Annotated in this window: 21 protein-coding genes and 1 pseudogene; 7 read left to right on the top strand and 15 right to left on the bottom strand. The window is 73.6% G+C overall.

Going from position 1 to position 23627, the window contains the following annotated elements; all coding sequences use genetic code 11:
* Positions 1 to 16 precede the first annotated feature (16 nt).
* The 4 genes and pseudogenes from E2C06_RS39140 to E2C06_RS04260 all read right to left on the bottom strand — a co-directional run.
* Positions 17 to 394: pseudogene (locus E2C06_RS39140) on the bottom strand (AMP-binding protein); the annotation flags it as partial.
* Complete coding sequence (locus tag E2C06_RS04270) at positions 394 to 2481, bottom strand: 3-hydroxyacyl-CoA dehydrogenase NAD-binding domain-containing protein (RefSeq protein WP_133287320.1); 2088 nt, start codon at positions 2479 to 2481, stop codon at positions 394 to 396. The gene E2C06_RS04270 and the pseudogene E2C06_RS39140, both read right to left, overlap by 1 nt.
* Positions 2482 to 2556: 75 nt before the next feature.
* The gene (locus E2C06_RS04265) at positions 2557 to 3102 is read right to left on the bottom strand and encodes a chromate transporter (RefSeq protein ID WP_133287319.1); all 546 of its coding nucleotides are present in this window, start codon (positions 3100 to 3102) and stop codon (positions 2557 to 2559) included.
* Complete coding sequence (locus tag E2C06_RS04260) at positions 3095 to 3649, bottom strand: chromate transporter (protein ID WP_206664425.1); 555 nt, start codon at positions 3647 to 3649, stop codon at positions 3095 to 3097. Before E2C06_RS04260 ends, E2C06_RS04265 begins: the two co-directional genes overlap by 8 nt.
* A 128-nt stretch (positions 3650 to 3777) precedes the next feature.
* Between E2C06_RS04260 and E2C06_RS04255 the strand changes: the two genes are divergently transcribed.
* The 3 genes from E2C06_RS04255 to E2C06_RS04245 all read left to right on the top strand — a co-directional run bounded on the left by E2C06_RS04255 (position 3778) and on the right by E2C06_RS04245 (position 7199).
* Positions 3778 to 4716 carry a Bug family tripartite tricarboxylate transporter substrate binding protein gene (locus tag E2C06_RS04255; protein WP_133287318.1) on the top strand — a complete coding sequence of 313 codons (939 nt, stop codon included), beginning with the start codon at positions 3778 to 3780 and terminating at the stop codon, positions 4714 to 4716.
* Between the two features lie 14 nt (positions 4717 to 4730).
* Complete coding sequence (locus E2C06_RS04250) at positions 4731 to 5696, top strand: Bug family tripartite tricarboxylate transporter substrate binding protein (protein WP_165982208.1); 966 nt, start codon at positions 4731 to 4733, stop codon at positions 5694 to 5696.
* A 171-nt stretch (positions 5697 to 5867) separates the two neighbouring features.
* Positions 5868 to 7199 (top strand): MFS transporter, encoded by a 1332-nt coding sequence (locus tag E2C06_RS04245; RefSeq protein ID WP_133287316.1) that lies wholly within the window; start codon positions 5868 to 5870, stop codon positions 7197 to 7199.
* A gap of 73 nt (positions 7200 to 7272) precedes the next feature.
* Here E2C06_RS04245 and E2C06_RS04240 read toward each other — a convergent pair whose 3' ends face one another.
* The 4 genes from E2C06_RS04240 to E2C06_RS04225 form a co-directional block, all read right to left on the bottom strand.
* The gene (locus tag E2C06_RS04240; protein ID WP_133287315.1) at positions 7273 to 8274 is read right to left on the bottom strand and encodes a hypothetical protein; all 1002 of its coding nucleotides are present in this window, start codon (positions 8272 to 8274) and stop codon (positions 7273 to 7275) included.
* A 66-nt stretch (positions 8275 to 8340) separates the two neighbouring features.
* Positions 8341 to 9375, bottom strand: coding sequence for a Bug family tripartite tricarboxylate transporter substrate binding protein (locus E2C06_RS04235; protein ID WP_133287314.1), 1035 nt, complete (start codon positions 9373 to 9375; stop codon positions 8341 to 8343).
* 34 nt (positions 9376 to 9409) lie between these two features.
* The gene (locus tag E2C06_RS04230) at positions 9410 to 10570 is read right to left on the bottom strand and encodes a benzoate/H(+) symporter BenE family transporter (RefSeq protein ID WP_133287313.1); all 1161 of its coding nucleotides are present in this window, start codon (positions 10568 to 10570) and stop codon (positions 9410 to 9412) included.
* Positions 10571 to 10684: 114 nt separating this feature from the next.
* The gene (locus E2C06_RS04225; RefSeq protein WP_165982207.1) at positions 10685 to 11788 is read right to left on the bottom strand and encodes a mandelate racemase/muconate lactonizing enzyme family protein; all 1104 of its coding nucleotides are present in this window, start codon (positions 11786 to 11788) and stop codon (positions 10685 to 10687) included.
* Positions 11789 to 11860: 72 nt separating this feature from the next.
* On the opposite strand from E2C06_RS04225, the gene E2C06_RS04220 reads away from it, so the two are divergent.
* Positions 11861 to 12829, top strand: coding sequence for a Bug family tripartite tricarboxylate transporter substrate binding protein (locus E2C06_RS04220; protein ID WP_133287311.1), 969 nt, complete (start codon positions 11861 to 11863; stop codon positions 12827 to 12829).
* A 17-nt stretch (positions 12830 to 12846) separates the two neighbouring features.
* Here E2C06_RS04220 and E2C06_RS04215 read toward each other — a convergent pair whose 3' ends face one another.
* The 3 genes from E2C06_RS04215 to E2C06_RS04205 form a co-directional block, all read right to left on the bottom strand.
* Entirely contained in the window at positions 12847 to 13689 is an 843-nt protein-coding gene (locus E2C06_RS04215) for a TauD/TfdA dioxygenase family protein (RefSeq protein ID WP_133287310.1), read from the bottom strand.
* A gap of 67 nt (positions 13690 to 13756) precedes the next feature.
* The gene (locus E2C06_RS04210; protein WP_165982206.1) at positions 13757 to 14725 is read right to left on the bottom strand and encodes a Bug family tripartite tricarboxylate transporter substrate binding protein; all 969 of its coding nucleotides are present in this window, start codon (positions 14723 to 14725) and stop codon (positions 13757 to 13759) included.
* 52 nt (positions 14726 to 14777) lie between these two features.
* Complete coding sequence (locus E2C06_RS04205) at positions 14778 to 15425, bottom strand: histidine phosphatase family protein (RefSeq protein WP_165982205.1); 648 nt, start codon at positions 15423 to 15425, stop codon at positions 14778 to 14780.
* Between the two features lie 65 nt (positions 15426 to 15490).
* On the opposite strand from E2C06_RS04205, the gene E2C06_RS04200 reads away from it, so the two are divergent.
* Together E2C06_RS04200 and E2C06_RS04195 are read left to right on the top strand one after the other, a co-directional pair.
* Positions 15491 to 16267, top strand: coding sequence for an SDR family NAD(P)-dependent oxidoreductase (locus E2C06_RS04200; protein ID WP_133287308.1), 777 nt, complete (start codon positions 15491 to 15493; stop codon positions 16265 to 16267).
* An 11-nt stretch (positions 16268 to 16278) separates the two neighbouring features.
* Entirely contained in the window at positions 16279 to 17001 is a 723-nt protein-coding gene (locus E2C06_RS04195) for a substrate-binding domain-containing protein (RefSeq protein WP_165982204.1), read from the top strand.
* Positions 17002 to 17041: 40 nt separating this feature from the next.
* Here the strand turns inward: E2C06_RS04195 and E2C06_RS04190 are convergent, their stop codons facing one another.
* From E2C06_RS04190 to E2C06_RS04175, 4 genes are all read right to left on the bottom strand, one after another.
* Positions 17042 to 18478 (bottom strand): NAD-dependent succinate-semialdehyde dehydrogenase, encoded by a 1437-nt coding sequence (locus E2C06_RS04190; protein WP_133287306.1) that lies wholly within the window; start codon positions 18476 to 18478, stop codon positions 17042 to 17044.
* Between the two features lie 141 nt (positions 18479 to 18619).
* Entirely contained in the window at positions 18620 to 19573 is a 954-nt protein-coding gene (locus E2C06_RS04185; RefSeq protein WP_133287305.1) for a glycosyltransferase, read from the bottom strand.
* Between the two features lie 172 nt (positions 19574 to 19745).
* Positions 19746 to 20705, bottom strand: coding sequence for a hypothetical protein (locus E2C06_RS04180; protein WP_133287304.1), 960 nt, complete (start codon positions 20703 to 20705; stop codon positions 19746 to 19748).
* Positions 20702 to 22168, bottom strand: coding sequence for a glycosyltransferase family 4 protein (locus E2C06_RS04175; protein WP_133287303.1), 1467 nt, complete (start codon positions 22166 to 22168; stop codon positions 20702 to 20704). The genes E2C06_RS04180 and E2C06_RS04175 overlap by 4 nt, the downstream gene beginning before the upstream one ends.
* Before the next feature lie 113 nt (positions 22169 to 22281).
* Between E2C06_RS04175 and E2C06_RS04170 the strand changes: the two genes are divergently transcribed.
* Positions 22282 to 23559, top strand: coding sequence for a hypothetical protein (locus E2C06_RS04170; protein ID WP_133287302.1), 1278 nt, complete (start codon positions 22282 to 22284; stop codon positions 23557 to 23559).
* Positions 23560 to 23627: the final 68 nt, after the last annotated feature.

The following is a 23627-nucleotide window of genomic DNA, read 5'->3' as shown; positions in this document are numbered from 1 at the left end:
GCAGCCCCTCCTGCGCCAGGGTCACCAGCACCCACGCGCCGCTGTCCTGCAACTTGTGGAGGATGGTGCGCGGCGCGTCGATCGGCGAGAGCTGCGTCACCCGCAGCCCGGCCAACGCCGCGCCGAAGACCACCGCGGGATGGAAGACGGTATTGCCCAGCAGCAGCGCCACGCCGTCCCGCGCCGCCGGCAGCGCGCCGGCGACCCGCTGCGCCATCGCCTGCAGCTCCGCATATGTGACGTCGGCATCGCGGTAGCGCAGTGCCACGCGCGGCCCGTGTTCGGCCGCGCTCCGCGCCAGCAGCCCGCCAAGCGTCCCCTGCTCGATCGGCGTGCCCAAGTCGAGCCCGGGCGGGTAGCTGGCCTCCCAGGCGAAGGGACGGCCCTCCGGCATCACACCTTGCCCGGACCCTTCAGCGTGGCGAAGCTGCCGCCCTCCTTCGCCAGCTGCTCGATCAGCGCCGCCGGCTGCAGGTTCCTGTCACCGGTCGCCTCGGCGTAATGCGCCAGCTTGTCGCGCACCGCCTTCAGGCCGAGCCGGTCGGCGAAGAACATCGGCCCGCCGCGGAAGGCCGGCCAGCCGAAGCCGTTGACGAAGATGACGTCGATGTCGATGGCGCGGTAGGCGATTCCCTCCTCCAGGATCCGGGCGCCCTCGTTCACCATCGGCAGCAGCACGCGCTCGAGGATCTCGCCATCCTCGATCTTGCGGCGCCGGACCTGCATCTTCTCGGCCAGGTCGAGGATGATCTGCTCGACCTCCTTCGACGGGATGCGCTTGCGGTTCTCGTCGTAGTCGTAATAGCCCTTCGAGGTCTTCTGCCCGAGCCGCCCGGCGGCGACGACCGCATCCGCCACCGGCGCCACCGTGCCGCGCGCCTTCCGCACCGCGGCGCCGATATCGAGCCCCGCGAGGTCGCCGGTGGCCAGCGGCCCCATGGCCATGCCGTAGGCTTCCATCACCCGGTCGATGTCCTGCGGCAGGCAGCCTTCCAGCAGCAGCTTCTCGATCTGCGGGCCGCGCTTGCCGGTCATCCGGTTGCCGACGAAGCCGTCGCAATTGCCGACCAGCACCGGCAGCTTGCCGATCCGCTTGCCCACCTCGGTCGCGGTGGCGATGGCGGTCGGGCCGGACTTCGTGCCCTTCACGTTCTCCAGCAGCCGCATGACATTGGCCGGGCTGAAGAAATGCATCCCGACGACCAGCTCGGGCCGCTTCGTGGCGCTGGCGATCTCGTCGATCGAGAGAGTCGAGGTGTTGGAGGCCAGCACCACGCCGGGGCGCGCGACCTTGTCGAGCCGACCGAAGATCTCCTTCTTGACCTCCATGTTCTCGTAGACCGCCTCGATCACCAGGTCAGCCTCGCCGACCGCCTTGCCGAAGTCGGTGGTGCCGGTCAGCAGCGCGCGGCGCTTCTCGTACTCCGCCTGGGACAGGCGCCCGGAGGAGACGGTGCGCTGCCAATTCGCCTCGCAACGCGCCAGGCCCTTCTGCAGCGCGTCCTCGGAGGTCTCGACGATCGTCACCGGCAGGCCGTTGTTGGCCGCCGACATGGCGATGCCGCCGCCCATGGTGCCGCCGCCGATCACGACCAGCTTGCTGACGGTCGCCGCCCTGGCATCCGCCGGCAGGTCGGGGATGCGGACCGCCTCGCGCTCGCCGAAGAAGATGTGCCGCAGCGCCTGGCTCTGCTCGCCCTGCACGAGGCGGGTGAACTGCTCGCGCTCGACGTTCAGTCCGTCCTCGAAGGGCCGGGTAAAGGCGGCGCGAACCGATTCGACGCAGCCCTTCGGGCTTTCCTGGCCGCGGCTGCGCGCGGTCAGCTTCTTCGCGGCGTCGTCGAACTTCGTCGCGTCATAACCGGCGATCTTGTCAGTGCGGTTCTTCGCCAGGACGAACCTGTCGCCGGCATGCTCGCGCGCCCAGGCGACCGCCGCGTGCTCCAGATCGCCCTGCAGCACCGCGTCGACGAAGCCGAGCTTCACCGCTTCCTCCGCGCTGACCGGATCGCCGGAGACGATGAGCCGCAGCGCCTCCATCCCGATCAGCCGCGGCAGCCGCTGGGTGCCGCCGGCGCCCGGCACGAAGCCGCGCTTGACCTCGGGCAGGCCGACCTGCGCGCCCGGCGCGGCGACGCGGGCATGGCAGGCGAGCGCGAGCTCGAGCCCGCCGCCCAGCGCATTGCCGTGGATCGCCGCGATCACAGGGATCCTGGACTGCTCGATCGCGTCGAAGACCTCCGGCAGGGAGGGCGGCTTCCGCGGCTTGCCGAACTCGGTCATCTCGGCGCCGGCCGAGTAGTTGCGGCCGGAGCCGATCAGCACGATCGCCCGGGCGCCCTCGCGCGCCGCCGCCTTGATGCCGTCCAGCAGCCCGGCACGCACTTCGGTCCGCAGCGTGTTCACCGGAGGATTGGCGATGCGGAGCACGTGCACGTCGCCGTCGCGGGCGTGCTCGACGAATGGCTGCTCTCCGGCCATGGGGTGTCCTCTCCGGTAAGGTCTTGTTTTATGGGCTGGCGTCGGACCGCAGTTTCGGGCGGCGGCCCCCCTGCGTCAACCGCCGCTGCCGATCGCCCCGGCCTGTTGCAGCCCGGCATAGAGCAGCGCGACGACCAGCATGACGAGATAGGGACTCGCCCCGCGCAGCAGCGCGGCGGCGCTGGCCAGGAGCGTGGCGACCTCCAGCCAGCCGGCGCCATCCGCCCGCAACAGGGTGAGCACGCCGGCGAAGATCAACCCGACGGCGAGCGGGGCCAGCCCGCGCTCGATCACCTTGCGCGCCGGGCTATCGCCGCGCCGCCGCCACCAGTGCCCGACCGCGAGCATCATCAGGGAGGACGGTCCATAGAGCCCGAGCGCCGCGGCCAGCGCCCCGGCGAAGCCTGCCGCCTGCCAGCCGACCAGCGCACTTATCAGTGAGCCAGGCCCCGGCGCGGCACGCGAGATGGCGAAAAGCTCAGTGAACTCCTGCGGGGTCATCCAGTGGTGCACCTCCACCGCCTGGCGCTGCATCTCGGCGAAGATCGAGGGTCCACCACCCAGCGAGACCAACGAAAGCGGCGCGAAGACCAGGAACAGCGCGAGCAGCCGGTCAGGCATGCCGCGCGCTCCACCAGGCAAGGCCGACGCTGGCCGGGCCGAGCACCAGCACCACCGGAATCATCGGCAGCCGCAGCAGCCCGACCGCGATGAAGGTCGCGCCGGCGATAGCCCAGGGCCAGAGCCCGCGCATCCGCCACGCGGTGCGCAGCCCGACGGTCAGCGAGTTGGCCAGCCCAGCCACCGCGACGCCGCCCAGCACCACGCCGAGCCCGGCCAGGTTGCCGCCCCAGACATAGAGCAGCGCCAGGCCGAGGATGAAGAGGAAGGGCGGGCCGAGGATGCCGAGGAAGGCCAATGCCGCCCCCGGCCATCCCCGCAATTGCTGGCCGATGTAGAGCGCGAGGTTGACGCTGTTTGGCCCCGGCAGGACCTGGCCCAGGGCGATGCCGGCGAGGAAGCTCTCCTCCGACATCCAGTCGCGCTTCTGCACGATCTCGCGGTGCATCCAGCCGGGCAGGCCGCCGCCGAAGCTGGCCATGCCGAGCGTGGTGAAAACGCGGAGGATCGCGCCGAGCGTCGCCTGCGGCCGCTGCGTATCGGGCACCCGGGGAGTCTCGTCCTGCTGCTGCCCGCTTGTCCCGCGCCGCCGCGCCGCTGTCGAGGGTGCCGGCCCTTGGCGGCGCGCCGGCTTGCGTATCATCATGCGTCGCAAGCAACGACGGAGGAGACGCCATGCGCGCCATTCTGGCGGCACTGGCCCTGTGGCTTTCGGCCGGGGCGGCCTCGGCGCAAGGCGTCCGGCTGGTCATTCCCTTCGCGGCCGGCGGGCCAGCCGACCAGCTCGCCCGGCTGGTCGCGCCGGGGATGGCGCAGGCGCTGGGCCAGCCGGTGGTGGTGGACAACCGCGGCGGCGCCGGCGGCGTGCTGGCCAGCGAGATCGTCGCCAAGTCGGCGCCGGATGGGCAGACCCTGCTGGTGGGATCGCTCGGCGTCGTGGTGCTCGGCGCCTCGCTGCAGCCGAAGCTGCCCTACGACCCCGCACGCGACTTCGAGCCGGTGGCGCTGTTCGGCCGGGTGCCGAGCCTGCTGGTGGTGCAGCCGGCGCTGGCGGAGACGCTGGGCGGCCTGGCCGCGGCGCAGCGGAAGCTGGGCCGGCCGCTGACCTATGGCTCGGCCGGGCCGGGCACGACGATGCACATCGCCGGGGAGATGGTGCGGCTGGCGACCGGCCTGCCGATGACCCACGTGCCCTACCGCGGCGCCGGTCCGGCGGTCGCAGATTTCCTCGCCGGCAACATCGACCTGATGATCGCCGACACGCCGGTGCTGCTGCCGCAGGTGACGGCGGGGAAGATGCGCGCGCTAGGCGTCTTCGGCAGCGCCCGCACGCCGCTGCTGCCCGATGTGGCGACCGCGCCGGAACAGGGCCAGCCATCGCTGGTGATGGAGAACTGGTACGGCGTGCTGGCGCCGACCGGCGTTCCGGCGGAGCGTCGCGCGGCGCTGGAAGCCGCCATCCTGCAGGCCATGGCGGCGCCCGAGGTCGCGGCGCGCCTCGCCGCGGCGGGGCTGCAGGCCGGCACCGGCGCGGCCGGCTTCCGCGCCCAGCTCGATCGCGACCAGGCGCAATGGCCGGCGCTGCTGAAGCAGCTCGACATCCGGCTCGATTGAAGGACACGCCTCCGATGCAGCGACGCGATTTCCTCGGCGCCCTCGCGGCCTTGCCCGCGGTACCCGCCCTGGCCCAGGGCGCCTGGCCGAACCGCCCGGTCCGCACCGTCGTCCCCTACCCGCCCGGCGGGCCGAACGACATCATCGCCCGGCTCTACGCCCCGGCGCTCGGCGCCGCGCTTGGCCAGAGCGTGCTGGTGGAGAACCGCGCCGGCGGCTCCGGAGTGATCGGCGCCGACTACGTGCTGAAGTCGCCGCCGGATGGCTATACACTCGGTACCATCGATGGCGGATCGCTGGTGATCGCGCCGCATACCCAGCCGAGCATGCCCTACCGCGTGCCGGAGGACGTGACGCTGCTGAGCGTGGTGGCGACGGTGCCGGAGGCGCTGGTGGCCACGCCCGGCCTCGGCGTGAAGACCCTGCCGGAGCTGCTGGAGCTGGCGAAGCGCCGACCGGGCACGCTCAACATCGCCACCGCCGGCGCGGCCGGGATCAGCCACCTCACCGCGCATCTCTTCCGCCAGCAGACCGGCGCGCAGGTCGAGGTGGTGCCCTATCGCGGCGCGGCGCCGGCGGTGACCGACCTGGTTGCCGGCCAGGTGCAGCTGCTCTTCGCCGACCTGCCGGTGATCCTGCCGCATATCAAGGCCGGGGCGCTGGTGCCGCTGGCGCTGGCGGCACGGCAGCGCAGCCCGTCCCTGCCCGAACTGCGCACCACGGTGGAATACGGCTTCCCCAAGCTTCTGGCGGAGAACTGGTACTGCACCGTCGCGCCACGCGGGCTGCCGGCGGCGGTCACCCAGCGGGTGACGGAGGCGCTGAAGGCGGCGAGCGAGACGGCTTCGGTGCGCGACGGGCTGGCGGCGCAGGGGGCCGAGGCGACCTGGACCTCGCAGGCGGATTTCGCCGCGCTGCTGCGCGAGCAGTCGGAGACCTGGCGGCAGGTGGTGGCGGCTTCCGGCGTGAAATCGGAATAGCCGGCCGCGGCGCATGACGGGATCGACATGCGCCGCGCCGCCCCGTCCATCTGGCCCTCCCGCTCGAGGCCGCTATAAGGCGCGCCCGGATCGGGCGCCCGGGCCCGCGGCAACCGCCGCGGGCCGGCCGCGCTCCATCGCGGCCATTTCAGCACGGGAGGACACGGCGCCATGGAAGCCGTCGAGACAACAACGATCCGCAAGGTGATGTGGCGGCTGATGCCGTTCCTATTCGTCTGCTACTTCGTCGCCTACCTGGACCGGGTGAATGTCGGCTTCGCCAAGCTGCAGATGAACGCCGCGCTCGGCCTCTCGGAAGCCGCCTACGGGCTCGGCGCCGGGCTCTTCTTCATCTCCTACTTCCTGCTCGAGGTGCCTTCGAACCTGGCGCTCGACCGCTTCGGCGCGCGGCTCTGGATCGCCCGCATCATGTTCAGCTGGGGCCTCGTCTCCGGCATGTTCGCCTTCATCGGGCCGATCGCGACCTGGACCGGCCTCTCGACCGAATGGGTCTTCTACATCCTCCGCTTCATCCTCGGCGCGGCGGAAGCCGGGTTCTTCCCCGGCATCATCTTCTATCTCACGCTGTGGTTTCCCTCGGTCTACCGCGCCCGCGTGGTGGCGCTGTTCATGCTGGCCATCCCCTTCTCCTCGATCCTCGGGGCGCCGGTCTCGGGGGCGCTGCTGAACCTTTCGGGCGCCGGGCTGCAAGGCTGGCAATGGCTCTTCATCATCGAGGCAATTCCCTCGATCCTGATGGCGCTCGGCGTGGTCTTCTACCTGACCGACCGGCCGGCGCAGGCGACCTGGCTCAGCGAGCCGGAGCGGAGCTGGCTGCAGGACCGGCTGGACGCGGAACACAGGCACAAGCAGGACGCCGAGCATTTCGGCATCCTCAAGTCGCTCAGCGATCCGCGCGTGTTGGCCTGCGCCTTCGTCTATTTCTGCCTGAACGCCGCCAGCTACGGCGTCGCCTTCTTCCTGCCGACCATCGTCAAGGGCTTCGGCGCCAGCAACGTCCAGACCGGCTTCCTGGCCGCCCTGCCCTTCGTCTTCGGCGCTGTCGGCATGGTGCTGCTGGGCCGCAATTCCGACCGCACGCTGAAGCGGCGGGAGCATGTCTGCTTCGCCATGATCCTGGCCGCGGTCGGCGTCGCGGGCGCCGGGCTGGCCTCCTCGCCCTATCTCGTGCTCGGCCTGCTCTGCCTCAGCCAGATCGGCGTCTCCGCCACGCCGCCGCTGCTCTGGCCGATCCCGAGCGCCTTCCTTACCGGCACCTCGGCGGCGGCCGGCATCGCCGCGATCAATGCGCTCGGCAACCTCTCGGGCTTCGCCGGGCCCTACCTGATGGGCTACCTGCGCGACCTCACGGGTAATTTCACCGCCGGGCTGCTGGTGCTCGGCGGCTGCACCCTGGTCGGCGGGCTGGTGGCGCTGACGCTGAAGGTCAGCACGCACCTGGAAACCGCCGCCAGCCGCAGCAAGGAGGCGCTGGCGCACTGACCAGGCGCCGTCCCGGCTGCCCTTGGGGCACCGGGGCGGCGCCGGTCCGGCCGCGCCGCCGGGGCGACGCGGATCAGGCCTCGATGATCGCGACCTGACCCTCGAGCGCCTCGCGCACGGCCTCGATGTCCAGCGCATCCTCCTCGTCCTCGCCGAAGACGCGGCTGTCCAGCACGCGGCCGGCTTCGGTGAGCACGGTGATCGCCACGCCGGCCTCGCGCGACGCCAGCCGCACGGCGACCGCCTCGCCGCCGGCCTCCGCCCGCGCCGCGTCCACGAAGTCGAGGATCTCCTCGACCGCGGCCTCGCCCGGTTCCTCGATCAGGCTGCGGATCTCATCCGCCAGCTCGGACGGCGCGCAGAGGCCAAGCACCAGCGCGCCGCCGGTCTGCCCGGGCGTCAGTGCCTCGCGCCACTCCGCGAAGGCCTCGAGGCTGGCATCGGCCTTGGCCTCGGCCAGCGCGTCCAGCGCATCGAGGTCGGCGTCCGGGTCCTCGGCCGGCGGCGCGGCACGGAAGATGGCGGCGCCGACCAGCAGCGCGATGCTCCCCTCCTCCGGCACCGCGTCCTCGAGAGGCGGAAGGTCCGCGGGCGGGCGGCCCGCGGCGACATCCTGCAGCACGCGGCGGAGCGCGACGGGCGACAGGCCGCCGACCGCCTCGGCCGAGCGCCAGCCGGCGAGGAAGGCGATCTCCGCCTCCGCCGGGAAGGCGCCGGAGGCGGCGAGGCCGCTGGCGAGCGGCGCCGGGTCCGGCAGGGCGCCGGTGGCGAGCACCGGCAGCAGCACCAGCTCGGCCATGTCGAAGCCCGGCCCCGCCTCGGCGACTTCGGCAATCTCGGTCAGCGCCAGGGCGAAATCCTCGACCGCGTCGTCCTCGTAGCGCTCGGCCAGCTTGCGGAGCGTGGCCTGCAGCACGCCGTCGCGGCCGCGGGCGATAAGCTCCTCGGCCTGCTCGGCGAAGGCCTCGTCATCCTGGTCGAGCCAGGCGCGGAGGAGGCGGTCGGCGGGGGTGCCGCTGCCGGCCTTCCCCTCCGGCGGGCGGCGCGGCGGTGGCTGCCTGGACTTGCGCGACATGGCGGGGCTCCTCGGGGGCGGCCTCGGTAGGGCAGAACCGCGTGGCGCCGCAAGCCGCGCTGCGCGCTAATCCGCGGTGGCGCCGGCGCGTTGCACCAGGGCACCCCAGCGCGCCTGCTCGCGGGCGATGAAGCCGGCGAATTCGGCCGGGCTGGCGCTGGCCAGGGGCTCGGTCGCTGCCTGGGCGAAGCGGCGCTTCACCTCGGCCAGCTGCAGCACCTGCACCAGCGCCGCGTGCCAGCGGGCGACGATCGCGGCCGGCACGCCTGCGGGCAGCAGCATCCCCTGCCAGGAGCTGGCGACGAAATCCGGGTAGCCGCTCTCGGCCATGGTCGGCATCGCCGGCAGCACCGCGGCGCGGCGCGCGGTGGTGACCGCCAGCCCCTTCAGCCGCCCGGCCTGCACCTGCCCGACCGCCGAGGAGAGCGTCACGAACAGGCAGTGCACGTCGCCGGCGACGGCTGCCGTCACAGCCGGGCCGGCGCCGCCGGGATAGGGGACATGCACCATGTCGAGCCCGCCGGCCAGTTCGCGCAGCAGCTCCATCTCCAGCCGGTTGAGGCTGCCGGCGCCGGGCGAGCCGTAATTGACCTTGCCAGGATTGGCCTTCGCGAAGGCCACCAGCTCCGCCAGCGTGCTGAACGGCGCGGAAGGATGCGCCACCAGCCCGTCCGGCGTGTCGGAGACCAGCGAGACGGCGGCGAAATCCTCGGTCGGGCGGACCTTCAGGGTGCGGCTGAAGACGCTCGGGTTGAGCGCCAGCGTGCCGACATTGCCGAGGTACAGCGTATAGCCGTCCGGCGCGGCGCGGGCGGCGACTTCCATCCCGACATTGCCGGCGGCGCCGGTGCGGTTCTCGATGATGATGGGCTGGCCGAATGCTTCCTGCAAATGCGGCTGCAGGATGCGGGCGGCGAGGTCGGTGGCGCCGCCGGGCGCGAAGGGGACGACGATGCGGACGGGACGGTCGGGATAGGCTTGCGCCCACGCGAGCCCCGGCGCCAGTCCCGGCGCAAGTCGCGGCACAAGTCGCGGCAGAAGCAACGGCGCGGCCAGCAGGGCGCGCCGCCCGGCCATGACCCTGTCGCGGCGGTTCCGCATGGTGTCCTCCCCCCGTCGTTGGGGGCAGGCTGGCTCAGCCCCGCCCACGGTGCAACGCCAGCATGGCCCCGCCCGCCAGCAGGCCCCAGAAGGCGCCGCTGATGCCGAAGGCCGTCAGGCCCGATGCGGTGACGAGGAAGGTGATCACCGCTGCTTCGCGCATCTCCGGCACGGCGATGGCCGCCTGCAGCGCGCCGGCGAAGGCGCCGAGCAGGGCGAGGCCGGCGACCGCCTGGATGAGGATCGGCGGCGCGGCGCCGACGAAGGCGGTGGCGGTCCCGGCCAGCAGGCCGAAGGCCACGTAGACCGCGCCGGCGACCACCGCCGCCTGCCAGCGGCGGGCGGGATCGGGCTCGGCATCCGGGTTGGCGCAGAGCGCGGCGGTTATGGCGGCGAGGTTGACCGCATGGCCGCCGAGCGGCGCCGCCGCCAGGGTGAAGAGCCCGGTGACGGTGAAGAGCGGCCCCGGCGCCGGGCGGAAGCCATTCACGGTGAGCACCGCCATGCCGGGGATGTTCTGCGAGGCCATGGTCACCAGGAACAGCGGCAGGGCGATGCCGATGATCGCGGCCAGGGAGAATTCCGGCATGACGAGCACCGGCACCGGGCCGGCCGCGGCCAGCAGGCCGGGCGGGAGTTCGACCGTCGCCGCGATGGTGAGGACGGTCACCAGTACCGCCGCCGGCACCGCCATCAGCCGGTTGAAGCGGCCGACCAGCGCCCAGGCCAGCACGATGGCCAGACCCGCCGCCGGCGCCTGCGCCACCGCCCGCACCGGCGCGAGGCAGAGGCCGAGCAGCACCCCGGCCAGCATGGCGCTGGCCAGCGGGCCCGGGATGGCGGCGACCCCGCGGCCGAGCGGCTTCCACAGCCCGGCCAGCACGATCATCCCGGCCGAGACGAGGAAGGCGCCGACCGCCACGGGGAAGCCGCCCGCGGGCATGGCGGAGGAGGCGAGCAGCGCCGCGCCCGGCGTCGACCAGGCGATGCTGATCGGCATCCGCCGCCAGAGGCTGAGCGCGATGCCGCAGAGCCCCATGGCGATCGAGAGCGCCATCAGGCCCGAGGCCGCCTCGGCCGGGCTGGCGCCCATGGCGGTCAGGCCCTGCAGGACGACGGCGAAGGAGGAGGCGAAGCCGACGAAGCCGGCCAGCAGCCCGGCGGCGAGCGCCGGGGCCGAGAGGGAGGCGATCATGCCGGGGCGTGTAGCAGGCGGCGAACGCCGGCGCGCCTCCCGCGGGTGCCTGCGCCCCCACCCCGTCCCGCGCCGGCCCGGCCTGCGGATCCGTCCTGCGGCGGGCCGGCCGCGCTACGCCGCCGTGGCGAGCAGCGCCGGGTCGATCTCGAGTCCGAGCCCCGGCGCCTGCGGCACCGCGACGAAGCCGTCACGCGGGACCAGCGCCGGATAGGGCGGCGCCGCGAGGTCGGCGAAATAATATTCCAGCGGCTCCTCCACCGCGACGGCGGCCAGGACATGGAGGCTGGCCAGCAGGCCGGGGCCGTAATAAGGGCAATGCGGCACCAGCGCCGCGCCGTGCCGCGCCGCCAGGTCGCGCACCGCCAGCATGGCGGTGACGCCGCCCATCTTCGTGATGCTCGGTTGCACCACGTCCACGGCGCCGGCCGCGAGCATGGCGCCGAGGCTTTCCGGGCTGCCGAGGCATTCGCCCGCGGCGATCCCGACGCCCGCCTCGCGGCGCACCGCGGCGATCCCGGCGAAATCCTCGGGCGGCCAGATCGGCTCCTCGACCCAGCGCACATTCATGCCGTGGACGGCGCGGCAGAAGGCGATGCCCTGCTCCACCGTGTCCCAGGCGCAATTGATGTCGAGCATCAGCGGCACCTCGGGCGGCGCCGCGTCGCGCGCGGCGCGGATGCAGGCGAGGTCGACCTCGTGCAGCTTGATCCGGCGATAGCCGCGGGCGATCGCAGCCGCGGTGTTGCGCGCCACCAGCGCCGGGTCGCCGTAGCGCAGCAGGCTCGCATAGGCCGGCACGCGGTCCCGCTTCGCTCCGCCGAGCAGCGCATGCAGCGGCTTGCCCACGGTCTTCGCCGCGATGTCCCACAAGGCGATGTCGAGCCCCGAGAGCGCGAAGGTCACCGCGCCGTTGCGGCCGAAATTGTGGAAGCGGCGTTCCAGCCTGCGCATCAGCCCGGGCGTGTCGCCCAGTTCCTCGCCCCGGCAGACCGGGGCGATCAGTTCCGTCAGCGCCTGCCGGGTGGTGCGGACGAGGTTGAAGCCGAAGCCCTCGCCCCAGCCGACGATGCCGGCATCCGTCTCCACCCGCACCAGCAGGGTGTCCATGTTGCGGAGATGCAGGTTGCCGCCCCGGCTCGCGCCATGCGGCCCGGCCGGGTTGCCATAGGTGAAGGCACTGCTGAGGACATGGCCGGTGACGGCGGTGATGCGCATGGACGGGTTCCTTCGCTCGACCCGATACTCGCAGCGGGGCACCGCCCGCGGAAGGCCCGGACCGGAGGAGACATGACCATCCATCGCCGCGCCCTGCTCGCGCTGCCCGCCCTCGGCGCCCTGCCCGCGGCGGCCGAGGACGCCTTTCCCAGCCGCCCCATCCGGCTGATCGTCCCCTTCGCCACCGGCGGGCCGAGCGACATCGTCGCCCGCCTCATGGCGCCGAAGATGTCGGCCGTGCTGGGCCAGCCGGTGGTGGTCGAGGCACGCCCCGGGGCCGGCGGCGTCACCGGGCTGGACGCGGTCGCCAAGGCGGCGCCGGACGGCCATGTGATCGGGCTCGGCAGCGCCGGGGGCCTGGTGATCTCGCCCGGCCTGCCGCAGCCGATGCCCTATGACACGCTGCGCGACCTCGCCCCGCTGACGCGCGCCGTCCTCGTGCACGAGCCGCTGGTGGTGCCGGCGGGGATGCCCTGGCGGAGCCTGGGCGAGCTGGTCGCGGCGGCGAAGGCAGCGCCGGGGACGCTGAATTTCGGCTCCAGCGGGCCGGGCAGCATGCCGCACCTGGCCGGGGAGTCGATGAAGCTCGCCGCCGGGATCGACCTCACCCACGTGCCCTACAAAGGCGGCGCGCCGCTGGCGCTCGCGCTGATCGCCGGAGAGGTCGAGCTCGGCTTCGCCGACCTGCCGATCCTGATGCCGCACCTGCGCTCGGGGGCACTCCGCGCACTGGCGATCGGCGGGACGGAGCGCGACCCGCTGCTGCCGGACGTCCCGACCATGGCGGAAGCCGGGCTGCCCGGGGTGATGACCGACAATTGGCACGGGCTGGTGGCCCCGGCGCGCACCCCGCCCGCGGTGCAGGCGGCGCTGCACCGGGCGGCGACCGCGGCGCTCACCGACCCCGGGGTGATGCGACTGCTGCGCGAGCAGGGCGCGGTGCCTGCGGCGCAGTCCCAGGCCGAGTTCGCCGCCTTCATCCGCGCCGAGACGACCCGCTGGGGCGAGGTGATCCGCCGCGCGGGGGTGAAGGCGGAATAGCGCCGCGCGACGCCGGTTCAGGCCAGCGGCACGCCTTCCAGGGTGATGCGGTGCATCAGCCGCCGCTCGCCCTGGTAGTCGTTTGCGGCGTAGTGCCAGGTGGCGCGGTTGTCCCAGAAGGCGATGGAGCCTTCCCGCCATTGGAAGCGGCACTGGAATTCCGGCCGCTGCGCATGGCGGTAGAGCACATCGAGCAGCCCGCGGCTCTCTTCCTCCGTCCAGCCTTCGAAGCGCAGGGTGAAGCCGGGATTCACATACAGCGCGCGGCGGTTGCTGCCGGGATGGCGGATCACCACCGGGTGGACGGCGTCCTGCACCGCCTGCTCCGCGTTGCGGTAGCGACCGTCTGCATGCGCCTCGGTCTGCACCTTCGGGCCGAAGACATGCCGGCTGGAATGCACGGCGCGCAAACCCTCGAGCGTCGCCTTCAGACCGTCCGACAGCGCGTCGTAAGCGGCGTACATCGACGCGAAGAGCGTGTCGCCGCCGCGCGGCGGCAGCTCCCGCGCCAACAGAACGGAACCGAGCGCCGGCACCTGGTCGTAGCTGTGGTCGGTATGCCAGCCGCCGCCGATGTTCTTCGTCTGCGCCGGCTCCTTCCGCACCTCGGCGATCGCCGGATAGCCCTCGGCGGCGCGGAAGAAGCGGTTGATGTTGATGGGCGCGAATTGCTCGGCGAAGGCGATGTGCTGCTCGGGCGTCAGCGACTGGCCGTGGAAGAAGACCACGCCGCGGTCGAACAGCGTCTCGCGGATCAGCCCGACCGCCTCGGGCCCAAGCGGCGCGGCCAAGTCGATGCCCTCGATCGTCGCGCCGACCGCGCTGCCGACCGGCTCGACGCGGATGGAATTGCTCAGCATGGCGGTTTCCTTTCGCTCCCCAGCGGACAGGGTGCCGGGGGCGGGGGCTTCGCCGCAAGCTGTGGTGTCAGTCGGGCCTGATGTCGGCGCGGCGGACCACCTCGCCCCAGCGGTCGATCTCGGCGGCGATGAAGGCGGCGGCCTCGGCCGGCGTGCCGCCGATGACGCGGGCACCCTGCGCGGTGAAGCGCGCCGCGGTCTCGGGCTGCGCCAGGGCGTCGCGCAGCGCCGCCGAGAGCACCGCTAGGCGGTCGGCCGGGATGCGGGCCGGCGCCATCACCGCGTACCAGTTCTCCACCTCGACCCCGGCGATGCCGGCCTCGGCCACTGTCGGCACCTCCGGCAACGCCGGGGCGCGGGCGGCGGCAGCCAGCGCCAGCGGCCGCAGCGCGCCGTCCCGCACATGCGGCAGCAGCACCGAGAGGTCGAGGAAGGCCATGTCCACCTCGTTGCCCAGCAGCGCGGTGATGGCCGGCGCCGCGCCGCGATAGGCGACATGGACGATGTCGAGCCCGGCCCTGAGCTTCAGCAGTTCGGAGGCCAGGTGCGGCGTGCCGCCGGGGCCGGTGCTGGCGAAGGTCAGCCCGCCCGGCTTCTGCCGCACCAGCGCCAGCAGCCTGGCCATGTCCCGCACCGGCAGGCCGGGCCGCACCACCAGCAGGGAGGGCACGCCGGAGACCATGCCGACCGCCGCCAGGTCCCGCCGCGGGTCATAGGACAGGGTCGGGATCAGGCTGACATTCACCGCGACCGCGCCGGTCGAGCCGAGCGCAAGCGTCAACCCGTCCGGCGCCGCCTTGGCCACCGCGTCGATGCCGACCGAGCCGCCGGCGCCCGAGCGATTGTCGACCACCACCTGCTGGCCGAGCAGCGGCGCCAGCGCCTGCGCCACGATCCGCGCGGCCGCATCCACCGGCCCGCCCGGCGGGAAGGGCACGATCAGCTTGACCGGCCGGTCGGGGAAGCCCTGCGCGCCGGCCGCGAATGGCGCCATGCCCAGCGCGAATGCGGCGCGCCGCCCGAATCCCTGTGCCATGGTCCTGGTCTCCCCGCGACAGAGTAGAGCCGCCGGCCAGGCCGGGCGCAACCTACCCGCAGGCGTGGAAGCCGCCCTCCGGCAGCGGCGCGAGCAGCAGGATGCCGAGCAGCGTGGCGCTCTCCTTGCCGGGCACGAGGACCAGCGCCGCCCCTTCCGGAAAGGCCCGGCCGGCGACCGCATCGCCCAGCACCATGATGGCCGGCGTGCGGTGCCCGACCAGCACGCGGTTGCCGCCCGGCGGCACCGGCGCGGCCAGCAGCCGGCGGTGCTCGGCGAGGACCCAGTCCAGCCGCGCGCCGGCATAGTCGTCCGCCAGCAGGCTGTCGGTCACCGCCACGCGCGCCGCGCCGAAGGCGAGTTCCGCGGTGTCGCGGGCGCGGGAGACCGGGCCGGCGAGAACAGGCTCGGCGACGGGGATGCCGAGTTGCGCGATCCGGGCGCCGAGCCGCACCGCCTGGGCACGGCCCTCCGGCGCCAGGTTGCGCTGCCCGGCGCGGTCGCCGATGCGCCAGGTGCGGTCGCAGGGCTCGCCGCGCGTGTCGGCATGGCGGAAGAACAGCACCAGCCCGCCCACCCGCAGCCGGGCCACCAGCGCATGGCCCTCCGGCGCCTCGGCCGGCACCGGACGCGGCCGGTCCTCCGCCGCGGCAGGGCCGGGCAGCAGCAGGGCGGGCAGCAGGCGGCGCGGGATCGGCACCGGCCGAGCTTGCCGCAGCCGGGACTTCGGGCCAATCACTCGGCAAGGCACGAACGGGGGACGCCATGACGGAGGCATTGCTCGCGGGCGACACCGCGCTGGTCACCGGGGCCGCCAACGGCATCGGCCGGGCGATCGCCCAGGCCCTGGCGGCGGAGGGCGCCCGCGTCGTCCTCGCCGACGTCAATGCCGGACAGGGCGAGGCGACCGCCGCGGCGCTGCGCCAGGCCGGCCGGGACGCTTGCTTCGTCGCCGCCGACCTTGCCGCACCCGGCGGGGCGGAGGCGCTCTTCGCCGCGGCGCAGGCGGCGCTCGGCCGCGTCAGCATCCTGGTCCATTGCGCCAGCCCGCGGCGGCAGGAGAGCGAGACGGCGCTCGAGGTCACGGCCGAGGCCTGGCGCGCCATGGTCGGCGTCAACCTCGAGGCCGGCTTCCGGCTCGGCCAGCTCGCCGGCCGGCACATGCGGGACAGGCGGGCGGCGGGGCCGCCGGGGCGGATCGTCTTCGTCACCTCGCTGCATGCGGAAAGCCCGCGCAACCTGCCGCACTACAGCGCCAGCAAGGCCGGGCTGACCATGGTGATGAAGGAGTTCGCCCGCCTGCTCGGCCCGCACGGCATCCGGGTCAATGCGATCGCGCCGGGGGCGATCGCCGGCGGCGGCTTCCAGGCCAATCCCGAGCTGGCCGCGAAGATCGCGCTCGGCCGGCTGGGCGGGCCGGAGGACGTGGCGCGCGCCGCGGTCGGGCTGCTGGCCGAGCGCTTCTCCGCCTATGTCACCGGCACGACGCTGGTGGTGGATGGCGGCCTGGCGCTGCACAACTGGATCGCCCCGCCGGCATGAGGATCCCCAGGATGCAGCGCCGCGCCCTGCTCGCGCTCGTCCCGCTGCTCGCCGCGCCGTCGGCGTGGGCCGCGGAGCTCAGCGTCCTCAGCGGCGGCGCGGTCGAGCCGGGGCTGGCGGCGGCGGTCGAGGCCTTCCGCGCCGCGGGCGGCGCGCCGGTGCGGATCGCCTATGCCACCGCGCCGCAGCTGCGGGAGCGGATCCTTGGCGGCGAGACGCCCGACCTCCTGGTGGCGCCGCTCGCCCTGCTGGCCGAGCTGGCCGACCGGCTTTCCGGTCCCGCCGTGCCGATTGGCAAGGTCGGCGTCGGCGTGGCGGTGCGGCCCGGCGCGCCGGAGCCGGCGATCCGCGACGCGGAAACGCTGCGCGCCGCGGTGGAGCAGGCGGATGCGGTGGTCTTCAACCGCGCCTCGACCGGGCTCTACATGGACCGGCTGTTCGAGCGGCTGGGCCTGACGGCGGTGATGGCGCCGAAGGCGCGGCACTACGCGACGGGCGCCGAGGTCATGCAGCACCTGCTGCACGGCACGGGGCGGGAGATCGGCTTCGGTGCCGTCACCGAGATCAGGCTGGTGCCGGGGCTGCGCTATCTCGGCCCGCTGCCGCCCGGGTTGCAGAACACCACCGTCTATGGGGCGGCGCCACTGCCCGGCCAGGACGGTGCCGCGCTGCTGCGCTTCCTGGCGGGACCGGAGGCGCGCCGCGCGCTCGACGCTGCCGGCGTCGAGGGGTGATGGAGACGAAGCGCGGGGGCGAACCCCCGCGCCGTTCGGGTCAGAGACCCGCCTGCGACACGAACTTGGTGTTCAGGTAGGCCTCGATCGCCTCCGACCCGCCTTCCGAGCCGTAGCCGCTGTCCTTGATGCCGCCGAAGGGCACTTCCGGCAGCGCCAGGCCGAGATGGTTGATCGTCATCATCCCGCTCTCGACCTTGGCAGCCAGCGCATTGGCGGTCTTGGCGCTGCGGGTGAAGGCGTAGCTCGCCAGGCCATAGGGCAGCCGGTTGGCCTCCTCGACCACCTCGTCAAAATCCTTGAAGGAGGCGATCATGGCGACCGGGGCGAAGGGCTCCTCGTTCATCATGCGGGCGTCCTTGTTGACGCCGGTCAGCACGGTCGGCTGATAGAAATAGCCCTTGTTTCCGATCCGCTCGCCGCCGGTGCGGACCTCGGCGCCGCGCTGCCGCGCATCGGCCATCAGCCCGTCCACCCAGGGGATGCGCCGGTCATGCACCAGCGGACCCATCTGGGTGCCCTCGTCCATGCCGTTGCCGACCTTGATCGCCTTCGCGGCGGCGACGAACTTGTCGACGAAGGGCTCGTACATCGCCTCCTGCACCAGGAACCGGGTGGGGGAGACGCAGACCTGGCCGGCATTGCGGAACTTTGCCGCCGCCAGGGTCTTCGCCGCGAGGTCGAGGTCGGCATCGTCGAAGACGATCGCCGGCGCGTGGCCGCCGAGCTCCATCGTCACCCGCTTCATGTGCTTGCCGGCCAGCGCCGCCAGCTGCTTGCCGACCGGGGTCGAGCCGGTGAAGGTCACCTTGCGGATGACCGGGTGCGGGATGAGGTACTCGCTGATCTCGGCCGGGTCGCCATAGACCAGGTTCATCACGCCGGCGGGCAGGCCGGCATCGGCGAAGCAGCGGATCAGCTCGGCCGGCGAGGCGGGGGTATCCTCCGGCGCCTTGACGATGATCGAGCAGCCCGTGGCGATCGCCGCCGAGAGCTTGCGGACCACCTGGTTGATCGGGAAGTTCCACGGGGTGAAGGCGGCGACCGGGCCGACCGGCTCCTTGATCACCAGCTGGTAGACGCCCTCGGCGCGGGCCGGGATGACGCGGCCATAGGCGCGGCGGGCCTCCTCGGCAAACCAGTCGATGACGTCGGCGCCGGCCAGCACCTCCATCTTCGCCTCGGGCACCGGCTTGCCCTGCTCCTGGGTCATCAGCACGGCGATGTCGCCGGCCCGCGAGCGCAGCAGGTCGGCGGCCTTGCGCATCAGCTTCGAGCGCTCGAAGGCCGAGACCTTCTTCCACAGCGCGAAGCCCTTGTCGGCCGCGTCCAGCGCCTCGTCCAGGTCGTCCTTGCCGGCATGCGCGAAGGTACCGATCACTTCTTCCGTCGCAGGGTTGAGGACCGGCGAGGACCGGCCGGACCGGGCATTGCGCCATTCGCCGTTGATGTGAAGTTGAACGTTCGGATAGGCCATCGGGGATCTCCTCCATCCCCGACCTTGAGGCCGGGGCGATTTGGGGGCCGCACTTTGGCCGTGCCGGGCGCCGCCGGCAATGGGGCGCCCTGCCCCGCCCGCTATATTCGGCGGGAGCGAACGAGCGGGGCCGTTGCGGCCTCAGACCAGGGCGTGCAGCCGCGCTGCCAAGGCATCGTGCTGCGTCGCCAGTTCCGCCGCATAGCGCAGCGCCATCAGCCGGGAGGCCCGGGCCAGCTCGGTCCGGAAGGCCGCGCTGTCGCGCCAGGCGCGCATCAACTCCACCATCTCCGCCACATCCGCGGCGCGATGCCCGGGATGCTCCGCCGGCAGGCCGGAGAAGGCATGCCGGGTGCCGAGCACGGGCATGCCATGCGCCAGCGCCTCCACCGTCTTGATCTTCAGCCCGGTGGCGGGGACCATCGGGTTCAGCACGCAGTCCACCGACCGGTAGAACACCCCGGGGTCGGGCACCTGCGGCAGCAGCACCGGCGCGCTGGCCAGCGACAGGTCGCGCCGCTGCAGGATCCGCCCGGCCAGCAGCCAGGGCAGCCCGGGCTCCGCCGCCAGCGCCGCGTCCAGCATGCGGACGGAGGCGAGGTTCCAGGGATTGGCGCTGCCGAGATAGCCGAAGGCAGCGCGCGGGCGCTGCGCCGGCACGGCTTCGAGGAAGTCGAGCGGCGGCAGGTGGCCGACGGTCGCCACCGGCGTCGGGCTGCGCTGCCGCAGGGTGTCCGCCTCTTCCTGCTGGATGGCGAGCACGAGGTCGGCGCGGCCGAGCCCCCGCCCTTCCTCCGCCACCGAGGTGAAGAACCAGGACGGATCAATGCCGGCCGCCAGCGCCACGAGGTGCCGGTCGCCGAAGAGGTCGTGGGTGTCGATGATCCGGCAGGCATCCGGCACCGCCTCGAGCACCCGCGACATCAAGACATAGTTCACCAGCACCGCGTCGTAGCGCCAGCGCCGCTGCAGGTCCGCCACCTGCTCGACCACCGATGCGTCGCACCAGTCGTCAAGCGCCCAGAGGCCGGGAAAGCCCATCGGCCCGGTCGGCACCGGCGGCAGCACGTGCAGCGCGTGCCAGAACCCGGCCATCGCCGTGCGCTGTGCCGGGCTGCAGCCCTCGAGTAGAGGAGGTCGCAGACCACGCCGCGCGCCATCAGCGCCGCGCCGAGCGCCTGGATGCGGGCCGAATTGCCCTGGTCCGCCGGATGCGAGGGGGCCGGCGAGACCACCAGCAGCCGCGGCGCCCGGCCCGCACCGAGGCTCATGGCCCGACCTCCAGCCCGAGCAGCAGCGCGCCGGGCGGCGCCCGCTCCGGCAGCGCGAGGCCGACCACCGCCGCGCGGTCGGGCCGCAGCCCGACCGGGGCTTCGAGCAGCCAGTCCCGGCCCTCCGGCCGCAGCTGGGCGTCCAGCCGCAGCCCGTCGAGGAACAGCCCGGGCCCCAGGTCGGGGTCGATCCCGCGCAGCCGCAGCCGCAGCCAGGCCGGCCGGGCCGGCAGCGCGCCCAGCAGCAGCCGCAGCCGCCGCGCCGTGCCGAGCGGCAGTTCCGGCCCCGCGGCGAGGTGCGGCAGGTCGTGCGCCAGCGCCGCGCCCGGCAGGCGGAGCGGCGGCAGCTGCTCGGTGCCGAGCGCCAACATGCCGATGCTGGCCAGCTGCTCCATCACCGTGCGGCCGCCGATCTGCCATTGCGCGGCACCGCCCAGCGCCGCCGCCAGCGGCTGCGCCGCGGCCTGCATCCGGCCGAAGACCGGCCCGAGTTGCGCCGCCGGCAGCAGCAGGTCCCAGCGCTCGATGCGACTGACGCTGCCGCCGAGCAGCATGATGCGGCCGCGCGGCGGGCCGGGCGGCGGCGCCATGGCCTCGGTCAGGCCGTGCTGCAGCAGCATGGCCCCGGCGTCCAGCAGTGGGGTCAGCGCCGCAGGGGCCGCCCCTTCCACCACCAGCAGCGGCGGCCAGACCCCGCCGAGTGCAGCCGGCGCGCCCGCCAGCAGCGCCGCATCCGCCGCCGCGTCGAGCCCGCAGACCGGCAGGCCGGCCGGCCCCAGGCGGAAGCGGCGCAGCAGCGCGGCTTCGGCCGGCGGCAGGGCGGCGGGATCGGCGATGCCGCAGCGGGCGCCCGGCCACCAGGGGAAGACACGGCCCGCGGGCAGGCCGAAGTCCAGCACCGTGGCCTCCGGCAGCGCCTCCCGCAGCAGGCTGGCGAGGATCGCCGCGGCGCTCATGCCGCCCCGCCGAGATCGAGGTCGAGCAGCAGGCCGGGCCGCGGCGCGGCCTCGACCCGGACCGAGACGAGCCGGGCGGCCAGCGGCAGCAGATCGCCCAGCAGCCCCGGCCGGTCGAGCGTGAGGTCGGCGAGCGCCGCGAGGTCGGGCACCGCGAGCAGCAGCCGGCAGGGCCCCCGCCGGCCGGCCAGGACGGCCTCCAGGTCCCGGGCCAGCAGCCGGGGACCGGCCTCCAGCACCAAAGTCGACACCACCTCGCGCGGCGCGTCCGGGGCAACCGGGCGGCCGAGCGACTCCTCGATCACGTCGCGGTAGCGCGCGGCGACGGCGGGCAGCGCCATCTCCGCCTCGGCGTGGCGGCGGCCGAGCGCGCCGATCGCCGCGGCCCGCGCCGGCTCGGCCGCCATCGCGCACAACGCCTCGGCCAGCAGCCCGACGCTGCCGGTCAGCGGCAGGTGCAGCACCGCGTCGCGCGGCAACTCGGCATAGGCGGCGGTGTCGGAGACCATGCAGCAGGTGCCGGCGGCGAAGGCGCGGGCGAGCGAGCCGGAACTCTCGCCGCCGGAGGGGAAGCGCAGGTTCACCAGCAGGTCCGCCGCGGCGATGTGGTCGTCGAGCGCCGCCTCGTCGAGATAGCCGGTGACATGCGCCCGCGCGGCGACCGCGGGCCGCGCGGCGATCGCCGCGCCGAGCGCATACTCCTCCGGCCGCTCCGCGCCGGCATGGATCCAGCGCAGCGCGGCGCCCTGACCGATGGCCAGCGCGAGCGCCTCGATCAGCCAGTCGAAACGCTTGACCGCGGTGGCGAAGCCGGCAGTCAGCACCAGGAACCCGTCCTGCGGCAGGCCGAGCCGGGCGCGCGCCGCCGCGCGGTCGGGCAGCGCGCCGGGCGGCACGAAATGCGGGATGACGGCGACATGCGCCGTCGCCGCCGGCCCGTGCACCAGCCGCAGCCGGTTGCGTGCATAGGCGGAATGCACGACGACGGCGCGCGAGCGCGCCAGCACCTCGCCGGCCAGGTCGAACAGCAGATGGTTGGCGCGGGTCTGGATGCCATGCTCGCGGTGCTGCCTGCCATAGACCGCGGCGAGGCCCGGCAGCGCCGCCGCCATCCCGGCGCGGATCGTCGCGCCAGCCGCGCCCATCGTCTCATGCAGGTAGAGCAGGCCGGGATCGTGCAGCGTGGTGACGCCGGGCATGCCGCGCAATCCGTGCAGAACGAAGCCATGGCCTGGGTTGTTGCCGATCTGGTGCAGCACGCGCGGACCGGCGCCGCGATGCGCCAGCGCCGGATCGACGACCGCGATCCCGGCCGGTGTCAGGCCAAGCCAGTCGTCGCAGGCGACGCGGCAGTCGTAATGCGCGGCAAGCCCGCCGAGCAGGATTGCGCTGTAGTCGGCGATCCCGTTCCGCTCCGGCGGCAAGGGCGTCCAGACGGTCAGGCCATTGCGCGCAGGCGTCATCGAGGCGTGGAGTACCCGGGAAGCGTCGTCACCGGGCGGTTAAGCCGTGAGATGGTCGATGTCCAGAAAACTCGTTCCTTGTCGCCGTCCCGGCGCCATGGTAGCGCGCCCGCATGGATGGCACCCAGGCTGGTTATTTCCCGTTTCTTGCCATCGGCCTGAGCCGCGACGGGCTGAGCCTCAGAACCATCCGCGCGTTCAGCAGCGCCGCGCCGCTGCTGCTGCATTGCCGCGGGATCGAGGTCGGGCGGCGTCAGCTCGACGGTCCGTTGCGCGAAGGCGCGGTCATCGACATCCCGGTCGAGCGCTTGCCGCGCGTACCGCTGCCGGCCGAATTGCGGCTGTCGACAGCGCCGGACGCAGCCGACCTGGTGGCACCCTGGCGGATCGAGTCCGCCGAGGTCGCGCTGTCGCTGCTCGGGGCACCCGATCTGCGGATCGAGGACCTGCGGCTCGACCACGGCGTGCTGCGCGGCACGGGGCGGGAGGCGCGCAACGGCCTGCTCGATCCGGTGCTCTATGCCCGCATCAACGGCAGCGGCGCGCGGATCGTCGGCACCGAACCGCCGATCGCGCTGCCCGAGGGCGGCTGCGCCTTCCGGCTGTCGGTGCCGATCCTGCCGACCGACCTGACGGAATCCGGCCTGTCGGTGACGCTGATGCTGGTCGGCCAGGATGCGCCGGCCGCCAGCATCGCCTGGGGTCGCAGCGGTATCGGCGAGGCCGAGCGCCGGCTGATCGAACTCGAGGGCCGCATCCGCCAGATGGAAGACGAAGCCGCCGCCTCGCAGCAGGCGCTGCAGGCGACGCTGCAACGGCAACTGGCGCTGCAGCAGGACCGCATCGACGCCTTCATCGCCGCTGCGTCGACGCTGCTGCTGGACCGGCTGGCGGCCGCGCCGGGGCGCGAGCCGGATGCGCTGCGCGCGCTGCTGGAGACCGCCGGCCCGGCGCAGGCCGGCGATCCGGTGCTGGACGTGGCGGCGCGGCGGCTCGCGGTGCCGCCCGAGGCCGCGCTGTTCGGCACCGGCTGGCACCGCGAGGAGATCTACCCGTCCGGCAGCTTCCGCTGGATGGGCCCGCGCGGCCTGCTGCTGAATCCGGCGCCCGACCGGGCGGTGGCCAGCGTCACGTTGGACATTTGCCATCTTTATCGCGCCAGCCTGCCCTCGGTCACCGCGCAGATGGACGCGGCGGCGGCCGAGGTGACGGTCGCCGAAGCGGGCGGCGGCTTCACGGTGCGGCTGACCCATCCCGAGGGACCGCAGCCGCTGCGGCTGCTGCGGCTGGCCAGCCTCACCGGTGGCAGCCCGGCCGAGGACGGCGCCGGCAGCGACCGCCGGCAGCTCTCCTTCGCGGTCTCCCGCGTCGTCTTCGAATACGCCGACTAGGCTCCGCCCGGTGCGTTGACCCGGCGGGGCTTTGGGCGGAGCCTCCCGCCCGGGACAGGGCCAGGGGA

Origin of the sequence: Dankookia rubra (assembly GCF_004355005.1) — a bacterium.
Lineage (GTDB): Bacteria > Pseudomonadota > Alphaproteobacteria > Acetobacterales > Acetobacteraceae > Paracraurococcus > Paracraurococcus ruber_A.
This window is presented reverse-complemented; position numbering and strand designations above follow the sequence as displayed.